General features: G+C 65.6%; 19 protein-coding genes. 6 read left to right on the forward strand and 13 right to left on the reverse strand.

Features of this window, described 5'->3' with window-relative positions:
- Window positions 1-11: 11 nt before the first annotated feature.
- From manA to BH683_RS04230, 3 genes are all read right to left on the reverse strand, one after another.
- Window positions 12-1,247, reverse strand: a complete 1,236-nt coding sequence (manA, locus tag BH683_RS04220; RefSeq protein ID WP_084835025.1) for a mannose-6-phosphate isomerase, class I — start codon at window positions 1,245-1,247, stop codon at window positions 12-14.
- Entirely contained in the window at window positions 1,247-2,341 is a 1,095-nt protein-coding gene (locus BH683_RS04225) for a hypothetical protein (RefSeq protein WP_084835026.1), read from the reverse strand. Before BH683_RS04225 ends, manA begins: the two co-directional genes overlap by 1 nt.
- An 88-nt stretch (window positions 2,342-2,429) precedes the next feature.
- Window positions 2,430-3,815 carry a phosphomannomutase/phosphoglucomutase gene (locus BH683_RS04230; RefSeq protein ID WP_246833184.1) on the reverse strand — a complete coding sequence of 462 codons (1,386 nt, stop codon included), beginning with the start codon at window positions 3,813-3,815 and terminating at the stop codon, window positions 2,430-2,432.
- 137 nt (window positions 3,816-3,952) lie between these two features.
- Here BH683_RS04230 and BH683_RS04235 point away from each other — a divergent pair, with 137 nt between their 5' ends.
- Window positions 3,953-5,191, forward strand: coding sequence for a phosphatase PAP2 family protein (locus BH683_RS04235; RefSeq protein ID WP_084835028.1), 1,239 nt, complete (start codon window positions 3,953-3,955; stop codon window positions 5,189-5,191).
- Here the strand turns inward: BH683_RS04235 and BH683_RS04240 are convergent.
- On the reverse strand, window positions 5,112-5,549 hold the full coding sequence (locus tag BH683_RS04240; RefSeq protein WP_084835029.1) for a DUF3499 domain-containing protein: 438 nt from the start codon (window positions 5,547-5,549) through the stop codon (window positions 5,112-5,114). The genes BH683_RS04235 and BH683_RS04240 overlap by 80 nt on opposite strands.
- 75 nt (window positions 5,550-5,624) lie before the next feature.
- Between BH683_RS04240 and BH683_RS04245 the strand changes: the two genes are divergently transcribed.
- Window positions 5,625-6,128 carry a metallopeptidase family protein gene (locus BH683_RS04245; RefSeq protein WP_084835030.1) on the forward strand — a complete coding sequence of 168 codons (504 nt, stop codon included), beginning with the start codon at window positions 5,625-5,627 and terminating at the stop codon, window positions 6,126-6,128.
- Window positions 6,129-6,193: 65 nt separating this feature from the next.
- Here the strand turns inward: BH683_RS04245 and BH683_RS04250 are convergent, their stop codons facing one another.
- Window positions 6,194-6,427 (reverse strand): WhiB family transcriptional regulator, encoded by a 234-nt coding sequence (locus tag BH683_RS04250; protein WP_168186967.1) that lies wholly within the window; start codon window positions 6,425-6,427, stop codon window positions 6,194-6,196.
- A 487-nt stretch (window positions 6,428-6,914) separates the two neighbouring features.
- On the opposite strand from BH683_RS04250, the gene cofD reads away from it, so the two are divergent.
- From cofD to BH683_RS04265, 3 genes are read left to right on the forward strand one after another with little or no spacing between them, the layout of a single operon-like run.
- On the forward strand, window positions 6,915-7,934 hold the full coding sequence (cofD, locus tag BH683_RS04255; protein ID WP_084835032.1) for a 2-phospho-L-lactate transferase: 1,020 nt from the start codon (window positions 6,915-6,917) through the stop codon (window positions 7,932-7,934).
- Complete coding sequence (locus tag BH683_RS04260; RefSeq protein WP_084835033.1) at window positions 7,927-9,291, forward strand: coenzyme F420-0:L-glutamate ligase; 1,365 nt, start codon at window positions 7,927-7,929, stop codon at window positions 9,289-9,291. Before cofD ends, BH683_RS04260 begins: the two co-directional genes overlap by 8 nt.
- The gene (locus tag BH683_RS04265; protein ID WP_084835034.1) at window positions 9,288-9,854 is read left to right on the forward strand and encodes an NUDIX domain-containing protein; all 567 of its coding nucleotides are present in this window, start codon (window positions 9,288-9,290) and stop codon (window positions 9,852-9,854) included. The genes BH683_RS04260 and BH683_RS04265 overlap by 4 nt, the downstream gene beginning before the upstream one ends.
- Window positions 9,855-10,165: 311 nt before the next feature.
- Here BH683_RS04265 and glgC read toward each other — a convergent pair whose 3' ends face one another.
- Complete coding sequence (gene glgC / locus BH683_RS04270; RefSeq protein WP_084835035.1) at window positions 10,166-11,383, reverse strand: glucose-1-phosphate adenylyltransferase; 1,218 nt, start codon at window positions 11,381-11,383, stop codon at window positions 10,166-10,168.
- A gap of 153 nt (window positions 11,384-11,536) precedes the next feature.
- Between glgC and glgA the strand changes: the two genes are divergently transcribed.
- The gene (glgA, locus tag BH683_RS04275) at window positions 11,537-12,709 is read left to right on the forward strand and encodes a glycogen synthase (protein WP_210405157.1); all 1,173 of its coding nucleotides are present in this window, start codon (window positions 11,537-11,539) and stop codon (window positions 12,707-12,709) included.
- On the opposite strand, the gene BH683_RS04280 is transcribed toward glgA, so the two are convergent.
- The 7 genes from BH683_RS04280 to folP form a co-directional block, all read right to left on the reverse strand.
- The gene (locus BH683_RS04280) at window positions 12,682-13,518 is read right to left on the reverse strand and encodes a putative RNA methyltransferase (protein ID WP_084835036.1); all 837 of its coding nucleotides are present in this window, start codon (window positions 13,516-13,518) and stop codon (window positions 12,682-12,684) included. The genes glgA and BH683_RS04280 overlap by 28 nt on opposite strands.
- A gap of 34 nt (window positions 13,519-13,552) precedes the next feature.
- Window positions 13,553-13,726, reverse strand: coding sequence for a DUF3117 domain-containing protein (locus tag BH683_RS04285; RefSeq protein ID WP_084835037.1), 174 nt, complete (start codon window positions 13,724-13,726; stop codon window positions 13,553-13,555).
- 133 nt (window positions 13,727-13,859) lie between these two features.
- A complete protein-coding gene (locus BH683_RS04290; RefSeq protein WP_094647240.1) occupies window positions 13,860-14,180 on the reverse strand; it encodes a DivIVA domain-containing protein in 321 nt (106 codons plus the stop codon).
- 55 nt (window positions 14,181-14,235) lie between these two features.
- Entirely contained in the window at window positions 14,236-14,976 is a 741-nt protein-coding gene (locus tag BH683_RS04295) for an acetoacetate decarboxylase family protein (protein ID WP_084835038.1), read from the reverse strand.
- A complete protein-coding gene (locus tag BH683_RS04300) occupies window positions 14,973-15,845 on the reverse strand; it encodes an SDR family oxidoreductase (protein ID WP_084835039.1) in 873 nt (290 codons plus the stop codon). The genes BH683_RS04295 and BH683_RS04300 overlap by 4 nt, the downstream gene beginning before the upstream one ends.
- A gap of 127 nt (window positions 15,846-15,972) precedes the next feature.
- Window positions 15,973-16,989 (reverse strand): glucosyl-3-phosphoglycerate synthase, encoded by a 1,017-nt coding sequence (locus BH683_RS04305; protein WP_084835040.1) that lies wholly within the window; start codon window positions 16,987-16,989, stop codon window positions 15,973-15,975.
- The gene (gene folP, locus BH683_RS04310; protein ID WP_094647242.1) at window positions 16,986-17,885 is read right to left on the reverse strand and encodes a dihydropteroate synthase; all 900 of its coding nucleotides are present in this window, start codon (window positions 17,883-17,885) and stop codon (window positions 16,986-16,988) included. The genes BH683_RS04305 and folP overlap by 4 nt, the downstream gene beginning before the upstream one ends.
- Window positions 17,886-17,889 lie beyond the last annotated feature (4 nt).

Below are 17,889 nucleotides of genomic sequence, written 5' to 3' on the forward strand. Positions count from 1 at the left end.
ACGGAGAAATGTCAGAAGTTCCCGGGCACGAGAGTGCGGAAGAATGTCGAGTGGGCCGAAGCCGCGTGCACCACGACGTCGGGTTCATCGTCGCCGATCCAGGCCGCAGATCCCTGCGGTACGAGTAGATGCTTGGCCGATCCGCGCAGTTCGATCGAGCCCGAGGTACACAGCAGGATCTGGGGGCCGGGGACATCGAACAAGATCGACGACGGCCGGCGCATACCGGTTCCGTCCAACTCCACCTTGGACAGCCGGAACTCCGAAGCCGGTGCCTGATAGATCAATTCGGTGTTGACGGTGTGCACAGTCGGCGCGATGTCCGCCGGGGCGACCGGAGTGAAATCGAGCACGCGAAGCAGTTCCGGGACGTCGACGTGCTTCGGTGTCAACCCGCCGCGTAAGACGTTGTCGGAGTTGGCCATCACCTCGATGGCAGTACCACCGAGGTATGCGTGGAGATTTCCCGCCGGGAGGAAGAGTCCCTGCCCAGGCTTCAACGCGACCCGGTTCAGCAGCAGCACGGCGAGAACACCGGGATCCGTCGGATAGTTCTCACCGATCTCGAGAATGGTCCGGGCCACCAGCGCGAAGTGCGTCTGCCCTGATTCGAGGTAGCGGATCGCCCCGGCCAGGACAGCCGGGATCAGCACGGACAACGCCGATTCCGGAAGGGTGATCCAGGTCGTGAACAAAGCACGAAGTCCCTGCGGATCAGGTTGCCCCGCAAGCATGCCCAGATGGCTGTCCAACTCGGGTACCTGCAAGACCCGCAGCAACTCGACGGTGTCGGCGATGTCACGGAAACCCGCGAGCGCATCGAAATCGGTGAGCGCAACGACGAGTTCCGGTTTGTGGTTGTCGTCGCGGTAATTGCGGTTTGCGGCACCCAGCTCGATCCCCCGCGCGTTCTCGCGGGCGAATCCCTCCTTCGCCTGCTCCAGGCTGGGATGCGCCTGCAGGGACAGCGGTTCTTCTGCAGCGAGTACCTTCAGCAAGAACGGCAGCCGACCGCCGAACCGGTCAGCACACTGTGCGCCGAGCTGACCCGCGGGATCGGCGTCGATCACCTCGAGCAGCGTCGCGATGGAATCGCCGTCGTGCGCGGGCGCCGGCGCGGCCGGGTGCGCTCCGAACCACAACTCCGCTTCGGGGTGGGCACTCGGGGTCGGCAGTCCACGCAGATCGGCCAGCGCTGTTCGCGACCCCCACGCATACGGTCTGACCACGCCGTCGAGCAGGCGCATCAGCGTTCCCCCACCAGTCGCAGATAGGCACCGGCCATGTCGGCCCGTAGCGCGAGGATCATCAGTGGCACAAGGTCTCCCAATCCAGGCGGGCCCGACGGCGGCGCCTGCCCGGTCGGCGCTGCGGCGGGACCGCTGATCTGAATGTCGACCTCTGGCAGGGTCGCGGTGAGGCGGCGGGCAAGCCATTCCCGGTCGGGGGTGGTGAGCACTTGGACTCGTACCGGTTCGGCGGCAGGGCCGTCGATCTGCGCATCGTGGAAGATCGGATCGTAGTCGACGGGCGATTCCGTGCGGTGCAGCAGCGGCCCTGCGGCCACCACGTCGTGCACATCCGTTGCCACACCGATACTTCCAGCGCTCGCGAAGAACGTCCGTGCCGCGTGTGACGCCACGGCCATACCGGCCGGGGTCTCGGCGGTCCACACGGTCGGTCTGCCGACCACACGGGCTGCGAGTTCCTTCGCCGCGTTGTGGAACATCTCGTTACCGGGGTGGTTGCCCGCCGCTTCCCGGTCGAGTTCGTCGGCCAGCTCAGGCAGCTTCGCCCGCTCGCCGGACATGCGGACCGCGTCCAAGCTGTCGAGCACTGCGACGAGCACCGACACGTAGTGCGCGAAACGGAAACGTTCGAGCACGCGTATCCGCGGGGACATGTCGAGCACCGGCCCGCCCAACGATTCCCGCAACGGTCCCTCGAGCGGCCCGGCGACGACGACCTCGGCTTGTCTGCGACCTGCTCTCGACGCGGCCTCCGCAAGACGCGGATCACCCGCGTCGTCGCCGGCGACGACCACCACATCCAACGGCCCGATCCACGACGGCATGGCGGCCGTCTTGATGAGCGGCACATCGATGTGCGGGCCGACCAGGGCGAGCACCAGATCCGTCGCGCGCCCGGCAGTCCCGTCGCCGCAGACGACGACGACCGCGCGAGGCCGCAGATGCCGCAACGGCTCGAGCGTGCCCTCCTCGCGCGCCGCGACAACAGCACGCACCTGCGCTCCGGCCAGCGCGGACGCGGGCAGCAGACCTTCGACGTCGGCATCCGTCAGGGCGGCGACATCGTCGAGATCGGGAGCTCCGGTCAGCATGTCACCAGCCTAGTGCTCCAAGCCGATCAGGCGGCGTCTCACACGCATTGCCACCGGCCGTCGAGGTCTGCCCGGCGACGATCTGCTCTCAACCCCGGACCACCCCGAGGATTCGCTCCACCAGCGTATTCACCCTCGACGGCGACGCCGCTTCCACATTGAGACGCAGCAGCGGCTCAGTGTTCGAGGCGCGCAGATTGAACCACGATCCATCGGTCAGGTCGACCGTCACGCCGTCCATCCTGGTGGTGCCCGCGGTCTCGTCGGCGAAATCCGCCAGCACCGCCGCGGTGCGGGCCGCCTGGTCGTCGACCGTGGAATTGATCTCGCCCGAGTTCGAATACCGCTCGTAGCGGGCCATCATCTTCGACAGCGGCTCGTCGGAGGCACCGAGGGCGGCCAATACGTGGAGCGCGGCGAGCAGACCTGAGTCGGCACCCCAGAATTCGCGGAAATAGTAATGGGCCGAATGCTCCCCGCCGAAGACCGCGCCCGTCTCGGCCATCTGTTGCTTGATGAACGAATGACCAACTCGCGTGACCACCGGCGTACCGCCCAACTCGCGGACGAGTTCGGGAACCGCCCGTGAGGTGATCAGATTGTGGATCACGGAGGCGCCGGGGTTCTTCGCGAGTTCGCGCTCGGCCACGAGCGCGGTCACCGCCGACGGCGACACCGGTTCGCCCAGCTCATCGACCACAAAGCAGCGGTCCGCGTCACCATCGAACGCCAACCCGATGTCGGCGCCCGTCTCTGTGACATAGGCCTGCAGGTCGATCAGATTCTTGGGATCGAGTGGATTCGCCTCATGGTTGGGAAAGGTTCCGTCGAGCTCGAAGTAGAGTGGCCGTACGGTGAACACCTCGCAACCGCCGAGGACCACCGGAACTGTGTGACCTCCCATGCCATTGCCCGCATCGACGGCGACCGTCAAGTGCCGCAGACCGGAAAGATCGACGAGCTTGTGCAGAAACGCCGCATAGTCCGCGAGTACGTCGCGCTCGGTGAGGGTTCCCCTGGTGACCTCCGGCGCGGATACTCCATTGACCAGTTCCGCCGAGATGGTGGCGAGACCGGAGTCCTGGCCGACCGGTTTGGCGCCTGCCCGACACAACTTGATGCCGTTGTAACTCGCGGGGTTGTGACTCGCGGTGAACATCGCTCCGGGTCGGTCGAGATCGCCCGATGCGAAGTAGAGCTGATCGGTGGAAGCCAGACCGATCATCGTCACGTCCAGCCCCTCGGCCAGCGCGCCATCGGCAAACGCCGCGGCGAGTACCGGCGACGACTCACGCATGTCGTGACCGATCACCAGGGCGCTCTGTCCTTCGGCCCGCATCAGACGCGCGAACGAAGCGCCCACCGCACTGACGAAATCCTCGTCGATCTGACTCCCGACCAGTCCACGCACGTCGTAGGCCTTGATGACAGCGCTCACGAGCTCGGAACTGAAGACCTTGGCGGGACCACTCACAGGTTGGCTCCTTCTTGTCATGTGCGGGTGCGTGATCGGGGACTCGAAGAGTCCCGCACGTGTTCAACCCTAGTCGGGTCGGGGTCCGCTTTCAGTGCCGCGCGAGAGATCGCGGGCAGCGGAGTCGCCGGACAACCATGACCGAACTGCAAAGTCAGCACACCGAGGACCCGACGCCATCCTGGTACTCCCGGGTGCGTTTCGCCGAGTTCACCGCGGCGCGCTTCGGGGCCACCAAACTCAACCTGGTCCTCGTGCGCCGGGTGACCGTGACGATCTGGGCGCTCACGCTCCTGGTACTGCTCAGCACCAGGACGATGTCGTTCAGCAGGTCGTACGTCCTGCTCGCCATCGCGATCGGACTCGCGGCAGCCTCGATCGGGCGCCGCAACATCTTGTCTGTCGTCCGCGACTGGCTACCGTTCGGCATCCTCCTGGCGATCTACGACTCCACCCGTGGCATCGCGGCATTCCTGGGGATGCCGACGCAGTGGGCATGGCCGGTCGATGCGGATCGCTGGATGTTCGGTGTCGTGCCGACCGTCTGGTTGCAAGAACACCTCAAGATGTCCGAGCCCCAGTGGTGGGAAGTCATCACCAGCGCCGTCTACATGTCGTATTTCATCGTCCCGTACGCGTTGGCCGGCTACCTCTGGCTACGCGATCGGATTCAGTGGAAGAAGTTCGTCCTGCGCTTCATCGCGATCTTCTTCCTGGGGCTGATCGGGTACATCATGGTCCCCGCGGCGCCACCATGGGCCGCGGCGAAGTGCACCACGGCAGAAGTCGTGGACGGCCCGGCCTTTCCGCCGTGCATCACCGAGCCGGTCCAGGACGCTCCCGGCGGCGGACTCCTCGGCCCGGTGGAGCCGACCAACCCCGGCGCGGCGCCCTACACCGAACGGATCTCGAGCCGCGGCTGGGATGTCTTGCACTTCGGCCCGGTCCGGACAGTTCTCGAACAGGGGCAGGAGAAGTCCAACCAGGTGGCGGCGATCCCGTCGCTGCATGCGGGTGTGACCGCGCTGCTCGCGATGTTCATGTGGTCACGCACCAAGACCCTCGGCCGGACGCTGTTCACCGGCTATGCGCTCATCATGGCGTTCACGCTCGTCTATTCGGCGGAGCACTATGTGATCGACGTGCTGCTCGGCTGGGGCCTGGCCGCTCTGGTGATGATCGGCAGCAACTATGGCGAAAAAGCGTGGTACCGGCGTAAGGCCAGGAAAGCCGTCGACAAGCCGGAGGCCGGGATGGTCGAGCTGGCAACCGCTGCGATGAGGACGCCGGGTGAACTCAGTCGACCGGATCAGGCAGGACTCGAAGATGTCCCCGGCGGCCGGGTCGTGGGCGGGGAAGCGGATCGGGCCCGCTGAGGGACTCCTCGCGACGACCGTGTGAGCGGATGCGCGGTCCGGATGCGTCGGACGAGGCGACCGGAGCCGACCGCGGAACCAAACCGCCGCCCGAGGCCTCACGCACGACGTCGGCCAACGCGGTCAGATCGTCCTCGTCGCGTAGCGGCGGGGCGAACCCGCCCTCGCTGCGCAGCATCTCCCAGCCCCGCGGAACGGTGATCCGCGTTGCGTGGGTATCGCACAGATCCCAGGAGTGCGGTTCGGCCGATGTGGCCAGCGGCCCGACGACAGCGGTGGAATCTGAATACACAAAAGTCAGGGTTGCCACAGCCGGATTGGCGCAGCCGGGCCTGGAACACTGACGTGGGAGCCTCACGGTAGGAAGATTATCCCGACCACGCGGCGGGTCGAAGCAGGACACACCGCAGCCGACTGCTTAGACTTGCGGTCTATGGCTCACATTCGACCTCCGCAGGCCCGCCCACGGCGTCGCCGTAGTGGTCGCGGTGTTCCGCGGGTCAGGGATCGTCGTGGTCGTGGGTTGCGGTCGACTCTGCTCCCGCCGCATGTGCCCGCGTGGACGAGTCGGGCCCAGAGCTTCGACGCGATGGTTCTCGAGGCATTCGCCGAGATCGATGCCCGGTGGCACAGTCGGCTGACCGGATTGGACCTGGCTGTCGACGACGTGCCGCGAATGTTGCCGAGGGATCCGGACACGGTTCAGTGGCCCGCGGAGGTCACCGCAGATGGACCCATCCCCCTTGCCAGGCTCATCCCGTCCGGCATGGACTCGGCGGGCAGGGCCACGAAGGCACGGATTCTGCTGTTTCGCAGACCGCTGGAGAGCCGCGCGACGAAGGGTGCAGATTTGCTGGACCTGATCCATGAGGTGCTGGTCCAGCAGGTGGCAGCACACCTGGGTGTCGACGAAGACACCATCGACCCGCCACAATGACGTAGCGGGGATGAGTGCCGCACGCTCAAGAGTTGTTGCGGTACAACGAGTTCAGACTTCGAAAATCAAACGATGCCGCGCTTGATACGCCGGCGCTCGCGTTCGGACAACCCGCCCCAGATACCGAACCGCTCGTCCTTGTGCAGGGCGTACTCGAGGCATTCCGAACGCACCTCGCAGCCCTGGCAGATGCGTTTTGCTTCCCGCGTCGATCCACCCTTTTCCGGGAAGAAGGCCTCCGGGTCGGTCTGTGCGCACAGCGCACGATCCTGCCACTGATCTTCGATGTCTTCGAACATATCGTCGAATGCGGAAGTGACCAGGCTCAGGCGAGGTCGATCATCTAGTTGGTCTTCGGTTGCGTTCGATTGCGAATCGACTTGCGGTTCAAGGCTGTTGGTAGCCACGTGTTCAAGAGCCATCGTCCCGCCTCCTCATCTCACTTCGAATTGTGCAGTTGGTCAATCTGATTCGAACAAGTGATCGATCACCAAGTCCTGCAACAATTCTCGCTGTCAAAACTTGGAATGACACTGATGTGATTAGACACGGTTTCAGGTGCCCAGGTCAAGCTCAGCGGGAAATTGCTTTATCACCCTCGCTGCCGATTCCTGAGTCTCGACACGGGGTTGATGCACAAATCGCCACCGAAAAGTGCACCCAAGAGTATCGAACAGTTCGAACACACCCCGAACTCCGGTCGTACTCCCGACACCCCTGTGGTCAACGTTACGTGTAGTCGGCTCGGTGCGAGGCACTTCGGAAGACCGCCTACCCTGGTTCCCTGTGAAGGTGACGGTTCTCGTCGGTGGCGTCGGTGGCGCCCGGTTTTTACAAGGGGTACGCGAGCTTTTGGGACCCACCGCATTCCCAGAGGTGCTCGCGTCCGGACGCGTCCCGTCTCCGCATGAGGTGACGGCGATCGTGAACGTCGGCGATGACGCGTGGATGCACGGGGTGAGGATCTGTCCTGACCTCGACACCTGCATGTACACCCTCGGTGACGGCATCGACCCCGAGCGGGGCTGGGGCCGGCGGGCGGAAACCTGGCACGCCAAGGAGGAATTGGCCGCCTACGGCGCTGATCCGGATTGGTTCGGCCTGGGCGACCGCGATCTGGCCACCCACCTCATCCGGACCCAGATGCTCGACGCGGGATACCGCCTCAGCGACATCACCGCCGCACTGTGCAAACGATGGGATCCAGGTGTGCGACTGCTGCCGGCCACCGACGACCGCCACGAGACGCACGTGGTCGTGACCCGGCCGGGCAGCGGCGACGCCGCAACCGAAGAAAAGGTGGCCATCCATTTTCAGGAGTGGTGGGTTCGGTACCGCGCCCAGATACCGACCGACGGTTTCGCCCAGGTGGGTTCTGACGACGCGAAGGCCGCCCCCGGCGTGCTCGAGGCGATCGCCGACGCCGACATCATCCTGATGGCGCCGTCGAACCCTGTCGTGAGCGTGGGCGCCATCCTGTCGGTTCCCGGTGTGCGCGGCGCGTTGCGGACCACGAGCGCGCCCGTGGTCGGCATCTCCCCCATCATCGACAATCGTCCACTGCGCGGCATGGCCGATGAATGTCTGTCGGTCATAGGTGTCGAGACGACGGCCGAAGCGGTCGGGCGGCACTACGGCGCCCGGTCGGAGAACGGGGTGCTCGACGGCTGGCTCATCGCCACCGGCGACACCGCCGACGTGCCCGGTGTCGCGGTACAGTCCGTACCCCTGCTGATGACCGATCCGGCCACGACCGCCCAGATGGTCCGCGCGGCCTGCGATCTCGTCGGTGTGTCCTATGAGTGAGAACACCGCAGATCTCGGGGACCACGCTGCTCCCGGCACCCTGGAGATCCTTCCCATCACGGGCCTGCCCCGTTTCCGCAAAGGCGACGACCTCGCCGGTGCGCTGGCATCCGCGGCGAGCTGGCTGCGCGACGACGACATCCTGGTGGTGACGAGCAAGATCATCTCCAAGGTCGAAGGTCGCATGGTGCCTGCGCCGACCGACCCCGACGCCCGCGATGCCGCCCGGCGCGCACTCGTCGACTCCGAGGCGGTCCGCGTGGTGGCCCGCAAAGGCCGGACCCTGATCACCGAGAATCGGCTCGGCATCGTGCAGGCCGCATCTGGTGTCGACGGCTCCAACGTCGACGGTGACGAGTTGGCGCTGCTGCCCGTCGATCCCGACGCGAGCGCCGCAGCGTTGCGCTCAGCGCTGCGAGAGCTCCTCTCGGTGGAGGTGGCCGTGTTGATCACCGACACGATGGGACGGGCCTGGCGAGTCGGACAGACCGACCAGACGATCGGGGCCTCTGGCATCGCCGTGACGCACCCGTACGAAGGCTCGGTCGACGAGTACGGCAACGCGCTCATCGTGACCGACATCGCGGTCGTCGATGAGCTCGCCGCCGCCGCCGATCTGGTCAAAGGCAAGCTCGGAGAGATACCGGTCGCCGTGGTGCGGGGTCTGCGCCCCCGCGAAAATGGCACCACAGCAAGGGATCTCGTCCGTCCCGGAGCTGAGGATCTGTTCTGGCTCGGAACCACAGAGGCCATCGACCTCGGTCGCAGACAAGCCCAGTTGATGCGCAGATCGGTCCGCCGTTACGCCAGGGCCCGGGTGCCGGCCGACGTCATGAACGAAGCCTTCGCCGAGGCTCTGACCGCACCTGCTCCCCACCACAGCCATCCGGTGCGGTTCGTCTGGCTCCGCGACCGCGATCGCCGCGTGCGACTGCTCGACGCGATGTCGGCGCGCTGGCGTGCCGATCTGACCGCCGACGAAAAGTCGGCCGAGTCGATCGACAAGCGCGTGGCCAGGGGCCAATTGCTCTACGACGCACCCGAGGTGGTCATCCCGATTCTCACCTCCGACGGCCGGCACGAGTATCCTGATGCAGTCCGCAACACCGCCGAGCACACCATGTTCACCGTCGCCGCCGGTGCAGCGGTCCAAGGGCTGCTGGTCTCGCTGGCAGTGCGTTCGGTGGGTAGCTGCTGGGTCGGTTCGACGATCTTCGCACCGGATCTGGTCCGCAGCGAACTGCAACTACCTGCGGACTGGGAGCCTCTGGGCGCCATCGCCGTCGGATATCCCGATTCCCCCGATGACGGGCCGCGGCCGCCGGCCGAGATCGAGAACCTGGTGGTCGAGCTGTGAGCGCGGAATCACTGCACCAGTCGGCCACGGAGCTGCTCACCACGTGGGCCACGTCGGATCCCCACCAGGACTCGCTGCGGCACACCGTATTGGCGTTCCTCGCAGCGGCACCCCTCGGATGTCTGCGGGCGTGCGAGGCCGGACACATCACGGCGTCGACCATCGTGCTCAACACCGCCCGGACCCATGTCCTGCTGACGTTGCATCCGCGAGTGGGTAAGTGGATTCAGCTCGGCGGCCACTGCGAGGAGTCCGACGCCTCGATCGTCGCAGCGGCCACCCGCGAGGCGCAGGAAGAATCCGGCATCGCCGATCTGGTCGCCGAACCGCAACTGGTGCAGGTGCACACGCATCCCATCACCTGCTCGCTGGGTATTCCGACGCGCCACCTCGATCTGCGGTTCGTCGCAGTGGCGGCAGACGGTCCCGAAGGCGCGCTGCCCGACTTCGTCCGCAGCGAGGAGTCGGTCGATCTGGCCTGGTGGCCGATCGACGCACTCCCCGAGAACACCGAAGTGCCGGCAATTCCCGACCTGATCGCCGCCGCTCTAGCACTCGCCTGACGGCGCAATCAGGGCACGCTCAACGGTCGAAAGGGCACGCTCAACGGTCAGAAGGGCACGCTCGACGGTCGAAAGGGCACGCTCGGCGCTCGAAAGGGCACGCTCGACGGAAGGCCACCTGGGGGCGGTGAGTAGGACGAACGCGCCCCGCCCGCGTGCGGCCCGCGTGTTCTGGACGAGGGAGCGAGGGAGCGCAGCGACTGAGTCGACTGAGGAAGAGCACGCGATAAAGGGCCGCACGCCCCGCGTAGCGAAGCGGAGCGAAAAAACACAGCGGCGACCCGACTACGAAACTAGACCACGCCGACCCGTTAGACCCTGACACCCTTACCGATGGCAACGACGCCGCCACTGCTGATGGCGAAGCGTTCTCGGTCGCGTTCCTCGTCGACTCCGATGATCTGACCGGGAGATATCACGACGTTCTTGTCCAGGATCGCTTTGCGTACGACGGCGCCTTTGCCGATCCGGACGCCGGGCATCAGGACGCTGCCCTCGACGGTGGCGCCTTCTTCGATCATCACGTTCGAGGAGAGCACGGAGTTGCGGACGGTTGCTGCGGAGACGATGCTTCCCGAGCCGACCATGGACTCCTGTGCCAGGCCGCCTTTGACGAACTTCGCCGGGGCCACCAGGTAGTCGGCGGACCCGTGGATCGGCCAGCGGCGGTTGTAGAGGTTGAAGATCGGGTGCACCGACACCAGGTCCATATGGGCGTCGTAGAAGGCGTCGAGGGTTCCGACGTCTCGCCAGTACCCGCGGTCACGGTCCGTGGCACCCGGGACCTGGTTGTCCTTGAAGTCGTAGACGAATGCCTGATTGCGCTCGACGAAGGCCGGGATGATGTCGCCGCCCATGTCGTGGTCGGAGTCGGGATTGTCGGCATCGGCCTTGATCGCGGCCACCAGAGCGTCTGCGGTGAACACGTAGTTGCCCATGGACGCGAATGTCGCGTTCGGGTCGTCCGGGGTGCCCGGCGGGTCGGCGGGCTTCTCGAGGAACTGGGTGATGCGGCCACTGTCGTCGGAGTCGATGCAGCCGAAGGCGGTGGCCTCCTCCCGTGGAACGCGGATACCCGCGACGGTGCATTCGGCACCGGAGGCGATGTGCGCTTCGACCATCTGCTCCGGGTCCATCCGGTAGACGTGGTCGGCGCCGAACACGACGATGTACTCGGGTTCTTCGTCGTAGACGAGGTTCAGCGACTGGAAGATCGCGTCGGCGCTACCGGTGTACCAGCGCGGGCCCAGGCGCTGTTGCGCGGGGACGGGGGTGATGTACTCGCCGTTGAAACCGGACGGCCGCCACGTCTGCGAGATGTGCCTGTCGAGTGAGTGCGACTTGTACTGGGTGAGTACACACAGGCGCGAGTAACCGGCGTTGACCAGGTTGCTCAGTACGAAGTCGATCAGTCGGTATCCACCACCAAACGGAACCGCAGGTTTGGCACGGTCCATCGTCAAGGGAAAGAGTCGTTTTCCCTCGCCGCCGGCGAGGACTATCCCGAGCACGTGGCGCTGTGAAATCACCCCTTAAACCTATCCGGCATCCGACGTCGCGGCCATAGGACCGGCCGATCCATCGAAATCGCTTGCCACGTCGGAACAATTCTTTGAGATTGTGTCGAGGCAATTTTGCCGCGCACTTGGCGCCGACACCACCGGCCCACTAGCGTTTGGAGTATGCGCGTGGCAATGATGACCAGGGAATATCCGCCCGAGGTGTACGGCGGCGCCGGCGTACACGTCACCGAATTGGTCGCTCACCTGCGTCAGCTCGCCACGGTGGACGTGCATTGCATGGGTGCTCCCCGCGAGGACGCACACGTCTACGGGGTGGACCCGGAACTCGTCGGCGCCAACCCCGCGATCACGACGCTGTCGTCGGATCTGCGGATGGCCGTCGCGGCCGAGGGCGCCCAGGTGGCTCATTCACACACTTGGTACACCGGGATGGCCGGTCATCTCGCGGGGCAGCTGCACGGTATACCCCATGTCCTGACCGCACATTCACTCGAGCCCCGCAGGCCGTGGAAGGCCGAGCAGCTCGGCGGCGGGTACCGGGTGTCGAGCTGGGTGGAGAAGAACGCCGTCGAGTACGCCGACGCGGTGATCGCCGTCAGCTCGGGCATGCGGATCGATGTCTGCGACGCCTATCCCCGCCTGGACCCCGACAAGGTCCACGTGGTTCGCAACGGCATCGACACCGTGAAGTGGCGGCCCTCGAAGGCGCCCGACGAGGCGACGTCGGTGTTGCGCGAGATCGGCGTCGACCCTGATCGCCCGATCGCGGTGTTCGTCGGCCGGATCACGCGGCAGAAGGGCGTTCGTCACCTCGTCGCCGCAGCCCATCACATGGATCCCGAGCTACAGCTCGTCCTGTGCGCCGGAGCTCCGGACACCCCGGAGATCGGGGCCGAGATCGCTGAGGCGGTCGACCGACTCTCCAGTGCCCGCGACGGTGTCTTCTGGGTGCGTGAGATGCTCCCCCTGGAAAAGATCCGCGAAATACTCTCGGCTGCAGACGTTTTTGTCTGCCCGTCCATCTACGAGCCGCTCGGCATCGTCAATCTCGAGGCAATGGCCTGCGGGACGGCGGTCGTCGCCTCGGACGTGGGCGGCATACCCGAGGTGGTTCGCGACGAGGTCACCGGGCTCCTGGTGCACTACGACGAAGACAAGACCGACGACTTCGAACGCGACCTCGCGACGGCGGTCAACCGGGTCGTCGCCGACCCCACACTGGCCACCGCCATGGGCGTCGCCGGGCGAGAACGTGCGATTGCCGAGTTCTCGTGGGATTCCATCGCCGAACAGACCATGAAGATCTACGAGTCGGTCACCGAATCGGGTTGATACACCGCGGCCGTGACCGATACCGTGACCGTCATCGGGTCGGCGTGACCGGTCAACCGTGAGGTCACATCTTGTTCGGTCAGGTGGAATGCCGACGGGCCCATCAGCACCACGTCGACAACCTGGTTGTGGGACAACGTGATCGGATATTCCAGTAACGATCGTGCGGTACGGGTGAAGTGACCGGCCATGCTGTTCCCGATCCGCACCGACTTGTCCTTGTCCACGCCGATCATCCCGACGGCTCCGACGATCTCCGTCAGGTGGCGCGGCGTGGGAGACACCACCACCAGTCGCCCGCCGGGGGCGAGGACACGGGCGAACTCGGCCACGTTACGCGGCGAGAAAACAGACAACGCAACGTCGATCACGCCGTCGGCGATCGGTAATGGTTGCCAGGCGTCGGCGACGATCGCACCGATCGGGCCTTCGAGTCGACTGATCTGCCTCGCGGCGAGCTTGGAAAGGTCTACCCCTACCCCGCGCCCACCGCCGTGGCGCACCGCGGCAGCGAGGTAATGCCCGGTGCCCGCGCCGACGTCGAGGACGGTGGCCCCGTCTGCACACTCGGCGCCGACCGCGCGCAGGATGGGGTCGAAGAATCCGCCGTCGAGGAATCGCGTACGGGCGGCGAGCATTTCGGTGGTATCCGAGTGAAAACTGTTGCCGGCGCCGCCCAACAGGGTGACATACCCCTGCCTGGCCAGGTCGAAGTTATGCCCCTGGCCACACCAGAGCGTGCGATCAGCAAGCTCCAACGGGGCCCGGCACACCGGACAACACAACAGATCGACCACTGCGGAAAGCACGGTCGATCGTCTCCTTCTTGTTGATCTGACTCCGCTACGAGGCGGTGGTCACCCCACGCAATTCCTCACCCAGTGCAGCTGCCTCATCGGCCGTCAGCTCGACTACCAGTCGGCCGCCGCCCTCGATAGGTATGCGCACGACGATTCCTCGCCCTTCCTTGGCTGCTTCAAGGGGACCGTCCCCGGTCCGTGGCTTCATCGCCGCCATCTCTGCTCCCTTCAGATTCGCTGCCGCAGTCGGCGTCGAAGTCTGATCTTATTAGGTTGGTGCCATCAATCGTTGGACACCGCGCGGTTCGCATTGCTTTGATTCGGATTCCATACTACGGACCCGGCTCAGGTTATTCTGCCTCTTGCGCTGGGCTTTCGATCTCGTCCCGCGCCTGCAGGTCGTGCAGGGCGGTCCGTAATTCGTCGATCTCGCGTGCCAACTTCTCGAGCGCCCAGTCCACCTCACCGGCCTTGTAACCCCGGGTCACCTGTGCGAAGCGAAGTCCTCGGACGTCGTCGCCGGTGATACCCGCCCTTGGCAGCCGCGTCAGTGTCGTCCCTTTTTCCAGCGGTGGCAGATCCTCCGAGCGTCCGAAAACCCGCCAGACCACCGCAAACACGACCCCGATCACCGCCACCATGATCACCAGGTACAGAAGTAGAGTCAGCACCCGACCACTATCCCACGATGGGCGCTCGCGAGTGTCAGCTCATTGTCGCGAAGCGTCAGCTCCCGTTCACGACCTCGGCATCCTCGAATGTCATCTCGATCTTCCCCACGGAGGACGTCATCAGTGCGTGGCGTGAGAGCCCGAACCTCCGCAGCTCATCGGCGATGGGATGTGAGCCCAACTGCAACTGCGCACCGCCGAGTCGGGTGCGGGTGTCCGCCGTGTTGTTCAGCACCCAGGGAGTCTCGCGGGTGACCCCGTCGAGGTGCGAATACGCCCGCAGGACCGCCGACGCGGGTGAATCGGGCACTTTGACACCCGGTCGCACGGTCAGCGCGGCGATCATCTGACCGCCCTCGCTGACGACACCACGTTTGGTCCGGCTCTGGTGATCGACGTCGAAGTCGGCGAGCGTCTTGGGGAATCCCCAGATCCCGCGCCCTGCCGCGAGCGTGAACTCACCGTCGACCGGCAACCGGTGTACCAACGCCCTGGCCTGTCCGCCGGCGAGGTCCTTGAGGTTGCGCACCATCGACTGCCCGGGCCGTTCGCGGTCGGCGACCAGCACACAGACGCCGAACTCGTTGTAGGGGCCGAGATCACCGTCGACGTAGTCGACGAAGACGAGCATGCACATCGCCCGGCCCGGCCTGATGCGCAGGACTTCCAGGCCGGTGTCGTCGATGGCGGCCTGGACGGCACTCGCCGATGCCGTGAACCCGGCGACGAAGCAGCTGGCGTGCCGGATCCGAACCGGCATCTCGACCGCGGTGCCCAGCACGTCGTGGGCGGTCACGATGCCGCCACCTCGTCGGAGGTCTGTCCGTCCGGGACGGCCACCACACCGCGCAGCCCTTCCGCACCGAACAGCGGTTCGAGCATCGAACTGAAATCCGGTCCGCGACGCAGCATCTGACCACCGTCGACGTTGATCACCTGTCCGGTGATCCAGGTGGACTCCTCGCCGAGCAGGAACAGCGCCAGGCCCGCGATGTCCTCGACCTCTCCGACTCTTTGCAGCGGTGTGCTGACCCGGTAGTCCTCGCTCAGCGCGGGATCCTGGGTGATCATCCCGACGAGTTCGGTGCGGGTCAGCCCCGGCCGGATGCCGTTGACACGAACATTGCTCGCGCCCAGCTCATCTGCGGCCAATGCCACCAGATGGTCGACCCCGGATTTCGTGACGCCGTAAGCGCCGAACCACCGGTGGGTGTTGCTGGCCGCGATGGACGAGATGGCGACGATCGCGCCGCCGCCACCGCGAACGAGCTCTCGTGCACCGTGTTTGATCGTGAACATGGTGCCGTTGAGATTGAGGTCCAAGGTCCGCTTCCAGGCCTCGGTGTCCATCTGGGTGATCGGCCCGATCGTCTCGCTGCCGCCCGCGCAGGCGACGATGCCGTCGAGCCGGCCGGTGCGCGCGGTGGCCACCGCGATCGCCTTCGCAACCTGATCCTCGTCGGTGATGTCGGCGGCATGCCCCAGCACCGATGTCCCGCCGGCCGCGGCGTTGAGCTTCTCGGCGACCGCATCCAGCCGCTCGGCATTGCGTCCCAGGATGGTGACCTGGGCACCACGTTCGGCGAGCAGCGCAGCAATCCCCTCACCGATTCCGCTGCCACCTCCGGTGACCAGAACTGATTTCCCCGACATCGAACCCGACATTGACAACTCCCGTAGCTAGAACATGTTCTAGTTTCTACGATAGCGTGCCGACCCGAAGGGCGAGCCGGATATACGAAGACGAGCCGCCTGTCGGCGGCCCGTCGTCGTAGAAGTGGATCGTGTGGAGCTAGGAAGCGCGGCGGCTGCGCTCAGCGACCGTGGGCCGCAGGGTGTTCATCGCCGGCCGATCGGTGAGATACACGTCGGTGGTCTTCGGTGAGAAGGTGCCGTCCGGCTGGATCTTGAACTGGGTCAGTCCGACGCCCGAGTCCTCGATGCCGCACCTGCCCATCAGGGTTCCGACGATCTGCCTGCTCATCACACCGAGCTCCACCAGAGGGCGGTTTCGGTGTGTCCGCACCCCCAGGTTGACCTGGCCGATGCCGGCCATGCCATAGCGGTCGTATGTGTCGACCAGCAGGCCGATCTCCACCCCGTACCCGGGAGCGAACGGCACCGCGCACAGCAACTCCCGCGTTCCCGCGTATTCGCCCCCCAATGGCTGGAGCACCGCGGTGAGGTCGGGCTTGAACGACGCCAGCAGCGGTCGGGCGACGAGCTCGGTGACCCTGCCTCCCCCGTTCGCGTCTTCCGTCTGCCCGGTCCGAAGCGGCCGACGATAGAAGCCCTTGACCAGCTGGATCTCTTCGTTGATGAGAAGCGGGCCGAGAAGTTTGGGAACGAACATCGGATCCGGATCTATCAGGTCGGAGTCGACGAACGCGATCAGGTCGCCGGTGGTGGCCGCGAGCGAGCGCCAGAGCACTTCGCCCTTGCCTCGCACCGGCTCGATCTCGGGTACGGCTTCCTCACGGGTGATGACCTGAGCGCCCGCCGCGATGGCGCGTTCGGCGGTGGCATCGGTGGAGCCGGAGTCGAGCACGATCAACTCGTCGACAAGGGTGCCGAGGAGCGGACGGATCGACGCGATGACGTCGGCCACGGTCTCTTCTTCGTTGAGTGCGGGCAACACCACCGACACGGTGCGGCCGTTCTTCGCCGCGACGAGCTCGTCGACGGTCCAGTCGGGGCGATCCCAACTGTGATCGGCCGCCCACATGGATTGAGGCGAATTCTCGGGTGCAGACGCAATCGGCGTCCAGGCACGGTCGGACTTTCCAGTGACTTGCTTCCCAGCGGTCATGCCAAACCCCTTACTGTTCGGGTGGGTGGTCTGGTTCCGTTCACTGCGGCAACCATATCGACCACCCTTCGAGTGGCGGCAACCTCGTGTACGCGAAACACGCGAGCCCCGGCGGAGGCGGCAAGTGCGGTCGCGGCGAGAGTCCCCTCCAGCCGATCTTCCAGGCCTACACCCAGAGTCTCCCCTACAAAATCCTTGTTGCTGAGCGCCATCAGCACTGGCCAACCGGTATTAACCAGAACGTTCACGTGGCGTAACAATGCGAGCCCGTGATGAGTGTTCTTCCCGAAATCATGAGTGGGATCGATGACGATCGAATCCTCGCGCACACCGCTGGCCAACGCGTGATCGGCAGCACGGGTGAGTTCGGTGTGCACATCCGCGACCACGTCCGGGTACCGCACCCGGTGTGGGCGGGTGCGGGGGACGGCCCCACCGGTATGCGAGCAGACGATGCCCGCCGACATCTCGGCGGCCACGGCCACCAACTCTGGATCGGCACCCGACCAGGTGTCGTTGATCAGGTCGGCGCCGGCCGCGACGGTCGCACGGGCCACCTCGGCGCGCCAGGTGTCGATGCTGATGATCAGATCGGGATGTCTGCCCCGGATCCACTCGATCATCGGCAGCACCCGGCGGGTCTCCTCGGCGGCGTCGACGTCGGCGCCGGGCCCGGCCTTCACCCCACCGATGTCGACGATGTCCGCGCCTTCGGCCACCACCTGGTCCACCCGCGATTTCGCTGCGTCGTCGGTGAAGCTCGATCCGCGATCGTAGAAGGAGTCCGGGGTGCGATTGACGATGGCCATGACCAGGGCACGGTCGGTGGCGACGGGACGGCCACACAGGGTCGCCGAGACGGACGGTCCGGCGGGGCTGCGCTGGGGCAGCGTCATGTGA

It is taken from the genome of Williamsia sp. 1138 (genome assembly GCF_002095435.2).
Lineage (GTDB): Bacteria > Actinomycetota > Actinomycetes > Mycobacteriales > Mycobacteriaceae > Williamsia.